This window comes from Frigoribacterium sp. PhB107 (genome assembly GCF_003751515.1).
Taxonomy (GTDB): Bacteria; Actinomycetota; Actinomycetes; order Actinomycetales; family Microbacteriaceae; genus Frigoribacterium.
This window is the reverse complement of record NZ_RJKU01000001.1, coordinates 950,331-966,549: the sequence shown is the minus strand read 5'-3', so window position 1 is coordinate 966,549 and position 16,219 is coordinate 950,331. Positions and strand designations below refer to the sequence as shown.

13 protein-coding genes are annotated in these 16,219 nt (G+C 70.7%); 7 read left to right on the top strand and 6 right to left on the bottom strand.

Going from position 1 to position 16,219, the window contains the following annotated elements; translation table 11 throughout:
* Positions 1-103 precede the first annotated feature (103 nt).
* The 5 genes from EDF18_RS04350 to EDF18_RS04330 are packed head-to-tail and all read left to right on the top strand — an operon-like array spanning position 104 to position 4,718.
* Complete coding sequence (locus tag EDF18_RS04350) at positions 104-988, top strand: D-alanyl-D-alanine carboxypeptidase family protein (protein WP_123546540.1); 885 nt, start codon at positions 104-106, stop codon at positions 986-988.
* Positions 989-1,025: 37 nt separating this feature from the next.
* On the top strand, positions 1,026-1,256 hold the full coding sequence (locus EDF18_RS04345) for a hypothetical protein (protein ID WP_123546539.1): 231 nt from the start codon (positions 1,026-1,028) through the stop codon (positions 1,254-1,256).
* Positions 1,257-1,296: 40 nt separating this feature from the next.
* Positions 1,297-1,908 carry a dTDP-4-dehydrorhamnose 3,5-epimerase family protein gene (locus EDF18_RS04340; protein WP_123546538.1) on the top strand — a complete coding sequence of 204 codons (612 nt, stop codon included), beginning with the start codon at positions 1,297-1,299 and terminating at the stop codon, positions 1,906-1,908.
* 2 nt (positions 1,909-1,910) lie between these two features.
* Complete coding sequence (rfbA, locus tag EDF18_RS04335; RefSeq protein WP_123546537.1) at positions 1,911-2,774, top strand: glucose-1-phosphate thymidylyltransferase RfbA; 864 nt, start codon at positions 1,911-1,913, stop codon at positions 2,772-2,774.
* Positions 2,775-2,780: 6 nt separating this feature from the next.
* Entirely contained in the window at positions 2,781-4,718 is a 1,938-nt protein-coding gene (locus tag EDF18_RS04330) for a glycosyltransferase (protein WP_123546536.1), read from the top strand.
* Positions 4,719-4,759: 41 nt separating this feature from the next.
* Here EDF18_RS04330 and EDF18_RS04325 read toward each other — a convergent pair whose 3' ends face one another.
* From EDF18_RS04325 to EDF18_RS04300, 6 genes are all read right to left on the bottom strand, one after another.
* Positions 4,760-5,908 carry a glycosyltransferase family 2 protein gene (locus tag EDF18_RS04325; protein ID WP_123546535.1) on the bottom strand — a complete coding sequence of 383 codons (1,149 nt, stop codon included), beginning with the start codon at positions 5,906-5,908 and terminating at the stop codon, positions 4,760-4,762.
* 66 nt (positions 5,909-5,974) lie between these two features.
* On the bottom strand, positions 5,975-6,850 hold the full coding sequence (locus EDF18_RS04320) for a glycosyltransferase family 2 protein (protein ID WP_199732320.1): 876 nt from the start codon (positions 6,848-6,850) through the stop codon (positions 5,975-5,977).
* Positions 6,847-7,962: a glycosyltransferase family 1 protein gene (locus tag EDF18_RS04315; protein WP_199732319.1), complete on the bottom strand. Its 1,116-nt coding sequence runs from the start codon at positions 7,960-7,962 to the stop codon at positions 6,847-6,849. Before EDF18_RS04315 ends, EDF18_RS04320 begins: the two co-directional genes overlap by 4 nt.
* Positions 7,963-7,970: 8 nt before the next feature.
* The gene (locus EDF18_RS04310) at positions 7,971-9,209 is read right to left on the bottom strand and encodes an ABC transporter ATP-binding protein (protein ID WP_123546532.1); all 1,239 of its coding nucleotides are present in this window, start codon (positions 9,207-9,209) and stop codon (positions 7,971-7,973) included.
* 26 nt (positions 9,210-9,235) lie between these two features.
* A complete protein-coding gene (locus EDF18_RS04305; RefSeq protein ID WP_123547284.1) occupies positions 9,236-10,141 on the bottom strand; it encodes an ABC transporter permease in 906 nt (301 codons plus the stop codon).
* A gap of 73 nt (positions 10,142-10,214) precedes the next feature.
* Positions 10,215-12,773 (bottom strand): glycosyltransferase, encoded by a 2,559-nt coding sequence (locus tag EDF18_RS04300; protein WP_123546531.1) that lies wholly within the window; start codon positions 12,771-12,773, stop codon positions 10,215-10,217.
* A gap of 98 nt (positions 12,774-12,871) precedes the next feature.
* On the opposite strand from EDF18_RS04300, the gene EDF18_RS04295 reads away from it, so the two are divergent.
* A complete protein-coding gene (locus EDF18_RS04295; protein ID WP_123546530.1) occupies positions 12,872-13,909 on the top strand; it encodes a glycosyltransferase family 2 protein in 1,038 nt (345 codons plus the stop codon).
* A gap of 139 nt (positions 13,910-14,048) precedes the next feature.
* Complete coding sequence (locus tag EDF18_RS04290; protein WP_148050034.1) at positions 14,049-16,118, top strand: hypothetical protein; 2,070 nt, start codon at positions 14,049-14,051, stop codon at positions 16,116-16,118.
* Positions 16,119-16,219 lie beyond the last annotated feature (101 nt).

The following is a 16,219-nucleotide window of genomic DNA, read 5'->3' as shown; positions in this document are numbered from 1 at the left end:
TCGGTCGAGCTTAGCGGAGGTCCGGGTTGTCCCCCAGGACCTCGTGCGTGTCCCCCGGCCGGGGGACTAGACCCCCGCGGCGACGCGTGCGACCGTTGGGCCGATGAACGACAGCCTCGAGGTGACCTCTGTGCCCTCTCCCGAGCGTGGCGTGGATCGTCGGAGCGTCCTGGCGCTGGTCGGGGCCGCCGGCCTCTCGGCCGGTCTCCTGGCGCCTGCCGGGTCCGCGTCGGCGGCGGTGACCCTCGCCGAGACCGCCGGCGACGTGTACACGATCGAACAGGCGCTCGCCGAGGCGCAGCAGAGCGCGTGGGGCGGGCACCAGAACGGGCGCGTCCCCGCCTCCGCCCTCACCGCGGTCCTCTCGTCCGTACAGGGCTCCGGGTACCTCCGGTCGGACGCCGCGCGGGACTACTTCTCCATGTCCTTGGCCTTCTCGTCCGCGATCGGCCGTCCCCTCGACATCACCGAGGGCTACCGCGACTACGCGCGGCAGCAGGAGTACTGGGATCGCTACCAGGCGGGGACCGGGAACCTGGCGGCCTTCCCGGGCACGTCCAACCACGGCTGGGGCATCTCCTGCGACTTCGGCGCGGGCGTGCAGACGGCGGGGACGCCGGCGAAGCGGTGGCTCGACGCGAACGGCCCTTCCTTCGGGTGGAGCCCGACGGGCAACGGCTTCTCCCGACCCGAGCCCTGGCACTTCGACTACGTCCGGCCCTGGGACGGCGCCGTGGCCGAGCAGCGTGGACTCGGCGTCGTCGTCATGCGGTGCTCGCAGACGCTGCCGGCGGTGGGCGCCGGGTACATCGCCGTAGCCGGCGTGCGCTACCTCCGCCACCTGACGTCGCTCGACATGGTCAACGCCTCCCGCGTCGTCGGGGTCCCCTACTACGAAGTCAGCTCGTCGACGTTCCTCAACGCCCTCGACGCCCTGTCCGTGCCGCGTTCCGCGGTGACGGGCGGCGCCGACTACTGGCGACGATGACCTCCTCCCGCTCCACGACCCGAACGAAGGACCCTCAATGCTGATCATCAGATGCTCGGAAGCGCTGTCCGGCACCGGCCCGGGGTTCACCTGCCTCGTGGGCGTGCGCACGCTCAAGCACCTCACGACCTCGGGCATGGTCAGCGCCATGCAGTCCCTCGGGGTGCCCTACCGCGACCTCAACCGGACGGCGTTCCTCAACGTGCTGAGCTCGCTCTCGATCCCCGAGTCCGCGGCCGTGGGCCTGGCCGACTGGTCCGGTCGCTGACGACATGCGGGTCCTGCCGCCTTCCCGATAGGGTCGAGAGGTGCAGATCCGCGAACTGAAGATCCCTGACAGCTACGAGGTCACGCCGAAGCAGTTCGGCGACGACCGCGGCGTGTTCCTCGAGTGGTACCGCTTCGACCGGCTCGCCGAGGCGGTGGGCCACCCCATCGACCTGAGGCAGGCGAACACGTCGGTCTCCAAGAGGGGAGTCGTCCGCGGCATCCACTTCGCCGACGTCCCTCGTGGCCAGGCGAAGTACGTGACCGCGACGCACGGCGCCGTGCTCGACTACGTCATCGACATCCGCGTCGGCTCGCCGACCTTCGGACAATGGGACTCAGTCCTGCTCGACGACGTCGACCGTCGGGCCATCTACCTCGCGGAGGGCCTCGGGCACGCCTTCGTGGCGCTCAGCGACGACGCGACGGTGAGCTACCTCGTGACGGACACGTTCAACGCCGAGCGAGAGCACGGCATCGACCCCCTCGATCCGGAGATCGGACTCGTCTTCCCGCCCGAGGCGGGCGAGGCGCTGCTCTCGCCGAAGGACACGGACGCGCCGGGCCTCTCCGAGGCGGCCGCCGCCGGCCTCCTCCCCACCTGGGACGACATGCGAGCGTTCTACGCCACCCTCGACACGAAGGAGAGCTGACCGTGAAGGGCATCATCCTCGCCGGGGGCTCCGGCACGCGCCTCTGGCCGATCACCAAGGGCATCTCCAAGCAGCTCATGCCGATCTACGACAAGCCGATGGTCTACTACCCCTTGTCGACGCTCATGATGGCGGGCATCAACGAGGTCCTCGTCATCACGACGCCCGAGTACAACGACCAGTTCCGTGCCCTCCTCGGCGACGGATCCCACCTCGGGATGCGCATCGAGTACGCCGTGCAGCCCTCGCCCGACGGCCTGGCCCAGGCCTTCGTGATCGGCGAGGAGTTCATCGGGGACGACAGCGTCGCTCTCGTGCTCGGCGACAACATCTTCCACGGGGTCGGCCTCGGGTCGAACCTGAAGAAGAACGCCGAGGTCGACGGCGCGACCATCTTCGCGTACCACGTGGCGGACCCGAAGGCCTACGGCGTGGTCGAGTTCGACGACGACTTCCGAGCCGTGTCGATCGAGGAGAAGCCGGCGGCGCCCAAGAGCAACTACGCCGTGCCCGGCCTGTACTTCTACGACAACAAGGTCGTCGAGATCGCCAAGACGATCGAGCCTAGTCCCCGTGGCGAGCTCGAGATCTCGACCGTCAACGAGCGCTACCTGGAGGCGGGCGAGCTGCAGGTGCAGGTCCTCGACCGCGGCACGGCCTGGCTCGACACCGGCACCTTCGAGTCGATGATGCAGGCCTCCGAGTACGTCCGCGTCATCGAGGACCGTCAGGGCCACAAGATCGGCTGCATCGAGGAGATCGCCTGGCGCAACGGCTGGATCGACGATGCGGCTCTCGCCGAGCTCGCCGCTCCCCTCGCCAAGAGCGGCTACGGGGTGTACCTCCGTCGGCTGCTCAGCGCGTAGGCGGTCGTGCTGCGTCGCCTGAGGAGCGGCCTCGTCGCGCTCCTCGGGGCGTCGCGAGCCTCCGAGGGCGGGCCGTCCCCGGCTGAGGTCGAGCGCTTCGTCGCGCTCCCGCTCGACCGCACCGTTCCGGTCACGGCTCCTCCCGGGCTCGTCGCCGACGTCGTCGACCTCGTGGTGACGCTCGACGTCGACGACGTCTCGGACCGGCCCGACGTGATCGCACGGCTGGGCGAGGTCGCGCAGGAGACGGGCTGGCACCTCATCGTGGTCGTCTACGAGGCTGAGGAGGCGGTCGGCAAGGTCCACGCGCCGCCGGTCGTCCCTCCCACCCTCCCGCTCCTCGAGGGGCGGGTGGCGCGTGGGTGGTCGACCGCCGTGGGCTGGGCGGTCCCGCACCTGCAGGGCACCCGTGCCGTCCTGCTCGACTCCACGGTCGTCGTGTCGGCCCCGCACCTCCGCCGTCTCGTCGACGAGCTCGGCGACGGCGACGGGGGGCCCGTGGTCGTGCAGGGCGTCCTGCGTCGGTTCGACGGCACGGTGGCGACCGCCGGTGCCCTCAGGCTCTCGCCGCTGGTCTCGCCGGCGTCGCTCCTGGAGGGGCACCCCGCCGAGGACTCCGAGCGGCTCGGCCTGGTCGACGTCTTCGCCGCGGACGCCCCGGTGCTCGCCGTCCGCTCCTCTGGCCTGACGGCGCCTCCGCCGACGACCGACATGCGACTCGCCGTCGCCGGGCTCTCCCGCGAGGTCGCGCGTCGGGCGGGTCCGCATGCTCGCGTCGTCTCTACGCCCTGCGGGCGCTCCTTCGAGACCAGGCCGCCGGTCCGCAGCCTCGACGCCGGTGCGCAGGACCTCCTGGTCGCCTGGCGGGCGCTCTCGGACGTCGACGGACCTCGAGCCCTGGCCCGTCTGGGATTCGAGGTCGCCGCGGACGTGCCGGTCTCGCCGGTCCCCCCGGGGGAGCACGCGGGGATCCGCGTGTCGCGCCCCCTCCTGCGCCGCTCCGTCGGCAGAGCCGCTCTCGTGCGCGAGCCGACGCCCCGTCTGCGCTGGTCGCTCAAGACGGCCGCGTGGCCGGGAGAACGGGGCGACGACTGGGGAGACACCCACTTCGCCCGCGATCTCGCGGGAGCGCTGACCGGCCTGGGCCAGGACGTCGTCGTCGACCGCCGTCTCTCGCACGCCAGGCCCGGGAGCGACGACCTCGACGACGTCTCGCTGGTGCTGCGCGGCCTCGACAGGACACCGCTCAGCCCGTCCGCGCTCAACGTCCTCTGGGTCATCAGCCATCCCGACCTCGTCAGCCCAGGCGAGCTGGGCTCGTTCGACCTTCGCTTCGCCGCCAGCGAGACCTGGGCCGGCCGTGTCTCGGGCGAGACCGGTCACGTCGTCGAGCCGCTGCTCCAGGCGACCGACCCGGGACGCTTCGCGCCGGGCCCGGTGGACGCGGAGCTGGTGTCCGACGTCCTCTTCGTGGGACGCACGCGCGGGGTCTTCCGGCCCGTCGTCCGGGACGCCGTCGCGGCCGGTCTCGACGTGTCCGTGTGGGGCGACGGCTGGAGCGGCCTCGTCCCGCCGGGCGTCGTCCGCGGCGAGTCCCTGCCGAACGAGCGGCTCCCCGCCGCGTACCGAAGCGCACGCGTCGTGCTCAACGACCACTGGGCCGACATGGCGCGTGAGGGGTTCGTCTCGAACCGCATCTTCGACGCGCTCGCCACCGGGGCCCCCGTGGTGTCCGACTCCGTGCCCGGGCTGTCGGACTCGCTCTGCGGACTCGTCCGGACGTACGAGACCCCGGACGACCTGCGGCGGATCGTCCTGGACATCGAACGGGAGCCCGAGGAAGCCCGCGCGGAGCGTGCCCGGTCGGTCGCCGAGCACCACTCCTTCGACGCGCGCGCTCGGCTGCTGCTCGACCGGGTGCTCGTCCGGCTCCGGACCGCCTGACGACGTCGCCCAGGCCTCCGCCGGCGGGCCTGCGCTCCGTCCTAGGGGCGGAGGGTGCCCTTCACGGCGCGGGCACGGTCACCCAGTGCGTCGGCCCAGCGGACCACCTTCCGGGCGCTCAGCTCGGCCACCTGACGCTCGCGGTCGTTGGCGAGGCCCTCGAGGGCGGCGATGCGATCCGACATCCGTCCGACCGTCGCCTCCAGGAGACGGACGTTCTCGGTCTGGGCTGCCTCGACGGCCTCCAGACGATCCACTGCGTCGTCCCGCTCGACGAGTCCGCGTCCCGCTCCCTGCAGGGCGTCGACCTCCGCGGGCGTGAGGAGCCGGTCCGTCGTCGACAGGTCGCGCCCGATGGAGGCGAGGAACCGGGGGAGGCTGTCGTCCCGGCCGAACGAGTCCGTCTCGGTCTGCCCGGGAGCCGTGCTGCGCAGCGACCAGTAGGCCTTGAGCGTCCCCGCCCGGAGACGACGGAAGTCGCGCATCCCGTGGTGGTTCGGGCTCGGCGTCACGTCGGGGTTCGACTCGTACGCGACCCCCGCGATCTCCACGCGGTGGGCGTACTGCTCCCAGGAGCGCCACGGGTAATGGAGGACCTCGAGGCCGAGCTCCTCCGGGGGCACGGCGCCCTGGGCGATCGTCACGAGGTGGTTGCCCTGCACGACCGAGACGTCGGGGTCGCCCACGTGGATCGCGTTGCCGCTGGGGTGGGAGATGAGGCCGATGGCGTGCAGCTCGGCGGCGTCGCGCTGGTCGCGCCAGACGAGGCGGTCCAGACCGCCGCCGGACTCCGCCAGCGGGCCGACCATGTTGACCACGGGAACGACGAACGCGCGCACGGCGGGGTCGAGGCGGCCGAAGACGTCGGCCAGCGTGAGGTCGCGGTCCCGCGGGATGAGGAACTCGTCGGCGTCGGCGTTGACGACCCAGTCCGCACCGTGGACGACGTGGGCGTCCCGGGCCATGGCCGTCACCGTCGCGCTCTGCTGCTTCCGGTGGACCGGGTCGTGACGGAGGTCGACGGTGACCGAGGAGGTGCGCGCGAATTCCTCGAGGAGCTCACGGGTCCCGTCCGTGGACCCGTTGTCGGTCACGACGAGGACGTCGACGCCTTGGGCGACGTGGTAGGCCAGCCACTCCGGCAGGATGTCGACCTCGTCGCGGATCATCAGGGTGAGGGCCAGGGTCATCGGGAGGGGTGCTTTCGGGTCGGGGGTGGTGGGAGGCAGGGGAGGCGGCCGCGTCGGGCGGTCACCTCACGGTCGAGGTGACCTCGCTCGTGCCCGGACGGCCAGGGCGACCCGGAGGACCGCTCGGAGCGGCCAGAGGTACCACCTGTCGTACTTGCCGGCGAGGAAGCGGTAGGCGCTCCGGTGGTGCACCAGCCGCATCTCCCGTGAGGAGTTCTGCGTCGAGTGCGCCCCGACGTGCATGACGCGTGCCGCCGGCTCGTAGACGCTCGTCCAGCCCGCGCGTCCCAGGCGATGGCCGAGGTCGACGTCCTCGAAGTACATGAAGAAACGGTCGTCGAACCCGCCCAGCGAGTCGAAGGCGGAGCGTCGGACCAGGAGGCACGCGCCGGAGAGCCACCCCGTGACACGTCGGACGTCGTGCTCGCCGTCTCGGTGGTACCCGCGGGTCCACGGGTTGCCCGGCCAGACGTTGGCGAAGAGGGCGTGCCCGAGGCCGGTGCGCAGGGAGGGGACTCGGCGCGCGGACGGGTAGACCGAGCCGTCGGGCTCGACGATCGCGGGGCCGACGGCTCCGATCGAGTCGTCCGACCCCGCGACGGACAGCAGGACGTCGAGGCTGCCCGGCTCCATGACGACGTCGGGATTGGAGACGAGAACCCAGCGGATCTCGGGCCCCAGCTGTCGGACGGCCTCGTTCACCGCGCCTCCGTAGCCGAGGTTGCGCCCGAGCTCGAGGAACTCGGCACCGTGGCTCCGCGTCGTCGCCGCGAGACGCACGACGTCGTCGGAGTCGTTGTCCGCGACGACGACCCGCAGGGGGACGTCCGTCCGTGTCGCGGCGGCCGTCGACGCGAGGAAGTCCTCGAGGTAGCGCCCCGAGTTGTAGCTGACGGTGACGATCGCGGTGTCCGCCGTGACGGCGTCCTCGCCCCGGGTCACGAGGCCCACACCGCCCGGTGCGCGTCCGCGCAGGCACGCCAGGTGAACTCCGCAGCGCGGCGGGTGCCTGCGGACGCCAGACGGCTCCGCTCGCGCGGGTCGTCGAGGAGGTCGCCCAGCGCGCGCTCGAGCGAGTCGGCATCCGGCTCGGCGTAGGCCGCGGCGTCGCCGGCGACCTCGGGGAGAGCCAGGCGTCTGGTGGTCAGCACGGTTCCCTCGCACGCCATCGCCTCGAGGACGGGGAGTCCGAAACCCTCTCCGGTGCTCGGGTAGACGACGACGTCGGACCCGCCGAGGAACGCGGCGAGCTCCTCGAGGGGGAGGTAGCCGAGATGGCGAAGGCTCGAGCCGGGCACGTCGCCGGCGGCACGGAGCAGTGCCGTCGCCTCGTCGTCCCAGCCGAGACCGCCGGCGACGAGGAGAGGCGCGACGTCCCCACGGGCTGATGACAGCCGCGCATGGGCCTCGACGAGCGCAGGCACGGACTTACGAGGCTCCACCGTCCCGAGGAAGGCGATCCACCGCTCGCCCTCGGGGATGCCGTGGGCGCGCCGGAAGCGTTGGACGTCTCCCTCGGAAGGCACGTGGAACACGCCGCGGTCGACGCCCAGGTGCGCGACGGCGGTCCGGTGGCCGCGGCGCACGAAGCGTTCGATCTCGTCCGCCGTGGCGGCGCTGGGCGCGACGGTGCGGAAGGCGAGGAGCCGTGCGAGGCGGGTCCAGGTGCGGAAGAAGGAGCGCTTGACACGACCGTGCGCTGCCGGATCGCTGAAGAAGGTCGCGTCGTGCAGGGTGACCACGCTCCGGCGCGCCCACAGGAGCGGGAACGTGTAGTGCGGGCTGTGGACGAGAGCCACCCCGAGCCGCCGGGCCAGGAGGGGGAGTCCGAGTTGCTCCCACACGAGGCGCCCAGGGCGAGAGACGGTGATCGACGGCGCGTCGAGGTAGCGGTGGCCGGGAGCGTTCGTCCGCAGCCATTCCCGGTCGGCGGACTTCACCACGACGGTGACGGGCGAGCCCGACTGGTCCAGCCCCTGGAGCAGGCCGGTGATGTACCGCGCCACGCCTCCTCGGTTCTCGGGGATGGACGTCGCGTCGACGAGGACGGGCACGGACAAGATCAGGCGCGGAGTTCGCGACCCGCGGTGGCGACGCGCGTCATGCCGGCGTGGCGGTCGTCGTCCGCCATGACGAAGCGTGCTGCCTCGCGCAGGATCGCGATGTGCTCACCGGTCTTCTTGGCCAGGAAGCAGTGGATGAAGTAGGGGCCGCCGCCGAACTGGAGGTCGTCGAGACGGTACTCCACCGTCGTCGTGCCGTGGAGGGGGCTGTGCACGAGACCGATCTTGCGGCTGTCGGTGCCGTAGACGAGGTGTCCGTGCTGGTTCTCGATCTTGAAGCCGGAGTTCCACTCCTCGAGCGGTGTCGTGTGCGAGACCGTCATGCGGATGACGAGGTCGTCACCCGGTCGGAGCTCCTCGCCGGGGGCGCGCCCGGGGGAGGCGATCTCCACCTTGTCGACGGAGCCGGGGGTCGCGTCCTCGTCGGGGTTCGCGGCCTCGGCCTCGGCGACGCGGCGTCCCTCGAGGATCTCGCGGAAGTTCTTGACCGCGTGGCGAGCCGACCCCTGGAACTTGACCTCGCCGTGGTGGAGGACCACGGCGCTGTCGCAGAGTTCCTGCACCTGGCCGAGGGAGTGGCTGACGAGCACGATCGTCCGACCCTGCTGCTGGAACTCGCGGATCTTGTCGAGGCACTTCTTCTGGAACTGCTCGTCGCCCACGGCGAGGACCTCGTCGACGAGCAGGACGTCGGGATCCGTGTGGATGGCCACCGCGAAGGCGAGGCGCACGTACATGCCGGACGAGTAGAACTTCACCTGGGTGTCGATGAAGTCGCCGATGCCGCTGAACAGCAGGATGTCGTCGAACTTCGCCTCGGCTTCCTCCTGCGTGATGCCCAGGATCGCCGCGTTGAGGTAGACGTTCTCGCGCCCCGTCAGGTCGGGGTGGAAACCCGCGCCGAGCTCGATCAGCGCCGCGAGACGACCGCGTCTGCTCACCTCGCCCGTCGTGGGCTCGAGGATCCCGCCGATCACCTTGAGCAGGGTCGACTTGCCCGATCCGTTGGGTCCGAGCAGCCCGATGGTGGTGCCGGCAGGGATGTCGAGGGTGACGTCCTTCAGGGCCCAGAAGTCCTCGCTGTGGCGCCGACCAGCTCGGCCGAGCGTCACGATGCGCTCCTTGAGGGAGTTGTCGCGGCGGATGACGAAGCGCTTGGACACGTTCTTGACGCTGACGACGGTGGGGGCGTCGGCGAAGTCGACGTCGTCGACCGCGAGGATGTTGTCGGTGCTCATGACTGGGGCCTTTCTCGGTGCACGACTCAGATCTCCTGCGCGAAGTTGCCCTGCAGGCGAGCGAACACTCGCTGGCAGAAGAACAGGGCGACGAGGCCGACGAGGATCGCGATGCCCATGCGCAGCATGAGGTGGTCGGGGTACTGCTCGGGCCCGCCCGCGGTCCAGAAGGCGCGGTGGAAGCCGAGGATCCCCAGGGTGATGGGGTTGTTGGTGTAGATCGGGAGGACCCACTCCCAGGGGCCGTCCGTGGCGCGCGAGAACACCATCTGCCACGAGTAGACGATGGGGGAGGCCCACATGAGGAGCATCATCAGCACCTCGACGAGGTAGGCCATGTCACGCAGGTACACGTTGAGGGCCGAGAGGAGGATGCCCAGGGCCGTTCCCCAGACGAGGATGACCAGCGTCGCGGGGAGGAAGAACATGAGGTTCTCGAAGGTGGGGAACGACCGGAACGCCAGCGTCGCGATCAGCAGGATGACCAGCTGGATCCCGAAGTTGAACAACGCCCCGCCGACGGCCGACAGCGGGTAGATCTCGCGGGGGACGTAGACCTTCTTCAGGAGACCGGCGTTGGCCACCACGGAGCCCGTGGCGCCGGAGACGATCTCGCTGAAGAGCCCGTAGAGGGTGAGCCCGGCGAAGATGTAGATCGCGAACTCGGGGATGGCTCGCGCCGATCCCAGGATCTGGCCGAGGATGAGCCAGTAGATGCCGAGCTGGACGAGGGGCCTGATGAGGGTCCACGCGAAGCCGAGTGCACTGTCCTTGTAGCGCGACTTGAGGTCGCGTCGGATCAGGAGGTCGAGCAGCTGTCGCTGCTGGAACACCTCTCGGACCGAGCCCCAGGTCCCGCCGGCGGGGCGTCCGGCCGGGATCATCGGCTCGTCGCGGAGTCGCGCGAACCTCTCGCTGACGGTGCTGCTCATGGTCATACCTCGCTTGTCGGAGAACAGGGAACTATACCTCGCTGATCTTCGGGGATCAGCGAGGCGCGAACGGTCATCGGCCGTTCTTGCTGTCCCGGATGGTGTTCAGGCGGGTGACGACCTTGCCGCGGAGCTCTCCGACGCCCCCGGAGGTGAGGTAGTGACGGGCCAGGAGGACGTCCCGCCGGACACCGTGACGGCTGTTGGCGATCTCGTGGAACCGCTGCTCCGGGGACTTCTCGATCGAGGGCACGACGACGCCGCCGGAGTGACGGCCTGCATCGGCCGCGACGTGGGCCCGGTCCGGCGCGACGTGCGGGTCGTGGCAGAACTGGATGAGCGGAGCGAGGGCCTTCTCCCAGGTGAAGTCGGCGGCGACCCGGGCGACGTTCTCCTTGGCCGCGGCGATGGCTTCCTCGTCGAAGAGCATGGACTCGAGGGCGTCGGCGAGGCCGTCGACGTCGCGCTCGGTCACGGCCACCCCCAGCCCCTCAGCAGCCACGAGGTCGCCGAAGCTGTCGCCCCGGGTCGTGACGATGGGGAGGTTCGCCCACATGTAGTCGAGGATCCGGGTGCGGAACGAGAACGTGGTCTCGACGTGGTCGAAGTGCGTGCTCACGCCCGCGTCGGCCTCGAGCAGGTAGTTCTGCCGGTCGTCCAGCGCGACCCAGTTCTCGTTGAAGAAGACGTTCTTGCCGGTGAGGCCGAGCTGCTCGGAGATCTCACGGGTCTTCGAGACGATGGCCATCTCGGGCACGTCCGGGTTCGGGTGGGCCACGCCCAGGAAGAACAGGCGCACGTTGGGGCGCCGCTCGGCGAGCACGCCGATGGCCCTCACCAGGGTCGGGGTGTCGAACCAGTTGTAGATGCCGCCGCCCCAGATGACGACCTTGTCGTCGTCGCCGATGCCGGGGACCACACCGCGGATCGCCTTGCGGGTGTGCTGCGGCGGCGTGCTGTCCATGCCGAAGGGAGCGATGGAGATGAGGTCCCGCAGGTTCTCGTCGGCGGCGTAGGTGTCCGGGTTGATGCGTCCGACCGCGGCGAGCTGGCCCATCCAGAACAGGCGCTGCCGCTCCGAGGCGCAGAGGAAGTAGTCGCCCCGCTGGAGCTGCTCGTTGACGACCTCGGTCGTGACCAGGACCTGGTTGCGCCACGCGGCGTCGCCCATCTCCCGGCCCTGCTCGAGCTGCTCGAGGTGCATGGGATCGTACAGGTCGACGACCATGACCTTGTTGGACTTCTGCAGGGTGAGGAAGTGCCGGAGGGCGAAGCCCTGGAAGAAGATGACGTCGGCCCACTCCTCGTGGACCTTCATGGCTCGTTCGTCCTGCAGCCGGACCCGCTCGACCTCGAAGGTCTCGGACGCACGGTTCGCGACGTTCCAGGTCACGAGCCGGACGTCGTTGTGCTCGGCCAGCGCCTCCGAGATCTTCCAGGCGCGCATGCCCGGCCCGGCCATCTTCTCGCCGAGCGCGTCGCCGGTGATGACGAGGACCCGCTTGCGCATCATCGGGCGGTTGACCCCGAACGCGTCCTGGATCTTCGTGAAGCCCTCGAGGAAGTAGTCGTCGCCGAAGAGGGGGTGGAAGATGTTGCCGAAGAGGCGGAACACCTCTTTGTCGGTCTTGACCCGGCGGGACTGGATCTCGTCCCGGCGCTTCTTCAGCTTGGGGAGGTCAGCGACGAACTGGTCGAGGGCGAACAGGCCCGCGACGGTGTCCTTGTGCACGGGCGTCGTCTCGTCGTGCTCGTCGGCGGCGCCGGTGAAGCGACGGAGGTCGTAGGACTCCGAGTCGAGCTTCCCCTTCGCGACGGCACGCCGGGCGAGCAGGGCGAACGCGGCCGGGAGGAGGGTGCCGAGGCTGTCCTCGGAGAGGTTCTTGTAGAGCATGTGGAGCGCGTTGCGCTCGAGGAGGTACATCTCGCGGTGCTCACCGAAGCTCTTCATCGAGCCGTGGTGCTTGTGGTAGACGATCGAGTCGGGAGCGAAGCGCACGCGGTACCCGTAGAGGTTCAGGCGCCACCCGAGGTCGACGTCGTCGTAGAACATGAACATGTCCTCGTCGAAGCCGCCGATGTCGAGGAAGAGCGCGCGTCGCACGAACAAGGCGGACCCCGTGCCGAACAGCAGGTCGCGCTGCTCGTCGAAGCGTCCGTCGTCCTGCTCGTTGGTGTGGTTCTTGTAGCCCATGCCGAACCACGACAGGCCCGACTCGACGAAGTCGATCGCCTTGCCGTCCCAGTCGAGCACCTTGCTCGCCACCGCGCCGATGCGGGGGCTGGCGGAGAACGCGGCGATGCCCTCCCGGATCCAGTCGCGGTGGGGCTTCGCGTCGTTGTTGAGGAACGCGACGAAGTCGCCGGTCGCGGTCCGGGCACCGAGGTTGCTGCCGCCGGTGAAGCCGAGGTTCTCGTCCGACACGACCAGCTTGACGTTCGCCTGGTCGCCCAGGGCGGCCCGGAGACGAGCCTCGCTGTCGTCTCCCGAGCCGTTCTCGACCACGACGATCTCGAGCTGCTTCGCGGGCCAGTCGACCTCGTTGAGCTGAGCGACGCACTCGAGCGTGTCGTCGGTGCCTCGGTAGTTGATGATGACGACTGAGACGGTGCCGGTGGTGGTGACGGTCAAGACGTGTGCTCCCAAGTGATCGGCCGGTCGGGGTGCCCGAGGGCAGCCCCAACTATAACCATGTCGATCCCGGCACCCGGGGCTGACAGGATGGTCGCGTGCGAGCGAGCGTTGTCATCATCGACTGGAGGCGCCCGGAGCTGACGCGCCGGTGCCTCTCCTCCCTGGCGGAGCAGAGCGAGACCGAGTCCGTCGACCTCGTCCTGGTCGTCAACGAGGCCGACGATGCGCAGGTCGCCGCGTACCGCCGGGAGTTCCCCGCGGTGGTCGTCGTGCCCTTGACCACGAACACGGGATTCGCCGGCGGGGTCCAGGCCGGCGTCGAGGCGTCGACGGGTGACGTCGTCGTCCTGCTCAACAACGACGCCGTGGCCGGGCCCGACTTCCTCGCACGAGGCCTGCGGACGCTGACGGAGGCGGGGCGGGGCACGGCGGCGGTGGCCGCGCGCGTCGAGCTCGAGGGGGCGTTCGTCCCTGCGGGTACGAGTGGGGGTGCCGAGGCGCACGTCCTGACGGCGAGGGACGGCCGTCGCTGGGCCCGGAGCGACACCCGGGGAGCGGTCCGCCTCCTCAACGGAGAGGGCGTCGCGGTCGACGCGTGGGGCAACGGCTTCGACCGGGGCTGGCTCGAGCCCGTCGCGTCCGATCCGGGCTGGCCGGAACCGCTCTTCGGCTTCTCCGGCGGCGCCTGCTTCGTGCGGCGGGACGCCCTCGACCAGGTGGGCGGCTTCGACACCTCGCTCTTCATGTACTACGAGGACCTCGACGTGTCCTGGCGGCTCAGGCTCGCAGGATGGGACGTCGTCGCCGAGCCGCTCGCCGTCGCCGTCCACCGGCACGCGGGGAGCTCGAGCAGCGGGAGCGCGCTCATCAAGTACCAGAGCATGCGGAACCGCGTCGCCGTGGTGCTGCGCAACGGGTCAGCGGGCATGGTCCTCCGTGTGCTGGTCCGGGCGGCCGCCCGGGCCGCCCTGGACCTGGCGCCGCTCGGTCCCTCTCACCTCACGCGGGGGCAGTGGGCCCGCCTGGCGGGCCAGCTGCCTCGGCTCGTCTCGACGGCCCTCGCCCACCGTCGACGGGACGGAGCGACGCGGGCCGACCGCCTCCGGGTCGAGCGGTGCTGCCTCGCCCGGTGACCCCCGAGAAGGGGATGCACCCCGGGAGCGTCGTCGCCTAGGCTCCTCGAGGGTCTGCCGACGCTCCGGGTCACCTCCGGCGCCATCGGCGACGCACGACCGTGCGGCCAGACCCGTCGACGCCACAGGGAGGCGCCTCGTGAGAAGACTCACCGCACTCGTCACATCGGCGGCCCTGGCCGCCTCCGTCCTCGTCGGGGTCGGCCTGGCCGCTGCTCCAGAACCCGCGCAGGCTCTGTCGGGGGCGGACTTCGATCCCGGCTACATCGTGTCCGACCAGGTCTTCTTCAACGGCGGCGCCATGAACGAGGGGCAGATCCAGCAGTTCCTCGACGCCCAGATCGGTTCCTGCACGAACACGAACTGCATGAACGTCAAGCGGACGGACACGGCCACGCGGGGTGCGGACGCCATGTGCGGCACGTACCAGGGCGCCGGCTCCGAGTCCGTCGCGCGCATCATCGCCAAGGTCGGCGCTGCGTGCGGCATCAACCCCCAGGTCCTCCTCGTCACGCTGCAGAAGGAGCAGGGCCTCATCTCCGGCTCCGCCGCCCGGGGTCCCTCGGACGCGCGCGTCGAGAGGGCGATGGGCTACGCCTGCCCCGACTCCGCGAACGGCGGCTGCGACCCCACCTACGCCGGCGTGTACAACCAGATCTACCGTGCCGCGTGGCAGTTCAAGCGCTACGCGAACCCGGCGGGCACGAGCAACTACTTCCAGCAGTACGCTCCGGGCGCCGACCGGACCATCCAGTACAACCCGTCGGCCGCCTGCGGCTCCAAGACGGTCTTCGTCCGGAACCAGGCGACCGCGAACCTCTACTACTACACGCCGTACACGCCCAACGCGGCGGCGCTGGCGAACCTGAGCGGCACCGGCGACGCCTGCTCCGCCTACGGAAACCGGAACTTCTGGGTGTACTTCAACTCGTGGTTCGGCTCGCCCACGGGCACGGTCGTCACCGCCACCGGCAACGTCGAGGCGGTCACCGCCGGCGTGGGCACGGTGAGCGTGTCCGGGTGGGCCCTCGACCGGACGACGAGCGCCTCCATCCCGGTGCACGTGTACGTCGGCGCGGTCGGCACCCCCGTGACTGCGGCCTTCGACCGGCCTGACGTCGCGGCCACGTTCCCCGGCTCGGGGAGCCGTCACGGGTTCTCGGTCACGCTCCCGGCCTCGCCGGGACCCCAGCAGGTCTGCGTCTACGCCATCGGCAACGGCGTGGGCAACACGCCTCAGCTCGGCTGTCGGACGGTCGACGTCCGTGACCCGTCTCCGGTCGGGACCGTCGAGGCGGTCAGGGCGGCGCCCGGCGGCCTCGAGGTCAGCGGCTGGGCCTTCGACTGGAACACGACCGCGAGCATCCCGGTGCACGTGTACGTGGACGGGGTCGGCCGTGCGCTCGTCGCCGACCGGTCCCGTGCCGACGTGGCACGCGCCTACCCCGGTCAGGGAGCGGCCCACGGCTACTCGGCCTCGTTCGTGGCCGGGCCCGGCGACCACCAGGTCTGCATCTACGGCATCAACACGGGTGCGGGTCAGAACCGGTTGTTCGAGTGCCGGACCGTGACGGTCATGGCGGGCTCGCCCGTCGGCGCCTTCGACGCCGCGCAGGCGAGCGACGGGCGCATCACCGCCTCGGGATGGGCCCTCGACCCCGACACGCGCGACGCCGTGGACGTCCACGTCTACGTGGACGGCGTGGGCCGCGCGGTCAAGGCCGACGTGCCGCGCAGCGACATCGGACGCATCCACCCGGGCTACGGTGCCGCCCACGGGTGGTCCTCCCAGGTGGCTGCGGCCCCGGGACGGCACGAGGTCTGCGCCTATGCCATCAACGTCGGAGCCGGGGCCACCACCGTGCTCGGGTGCAAGACCGTGGTCGTGCAGAACAGGCCGCCGGTCGGCGCGGTCGACGTCGTGCGGGCGACCTCGTCCGGCGTCGCGGTCTCGGGCTGGGCGCTCGACCCCGACGAGCCCGCCACCTCGATGGCCGTCCACGTCTACGTCGGCGCTCGCGGCACGGCCCTGACCGCGAACACGTCGCGCTCGGACATCGCCCGGATCTTCCCCGGTGCCGGTGCAGCGCACGGCTTCGAGGCCGTCGTCGCGGCCCCCTCCGGAGTCCAGGACGTCTGCGTCTACGCCATCGACACCCGGGGCGGCGTCAACCCGCAGCTCACTTGCCGGACCGTCACCGTCCCCTGATCGCAGCGTGGCGCCCTCGCGGCGGGCAGCCTCGGCTCCCGTCCGCGAGGGCGCGCCACGGCGGCCTCCGCTCCCTGCCTGCGCCCCTCGCCTAGGCTCTA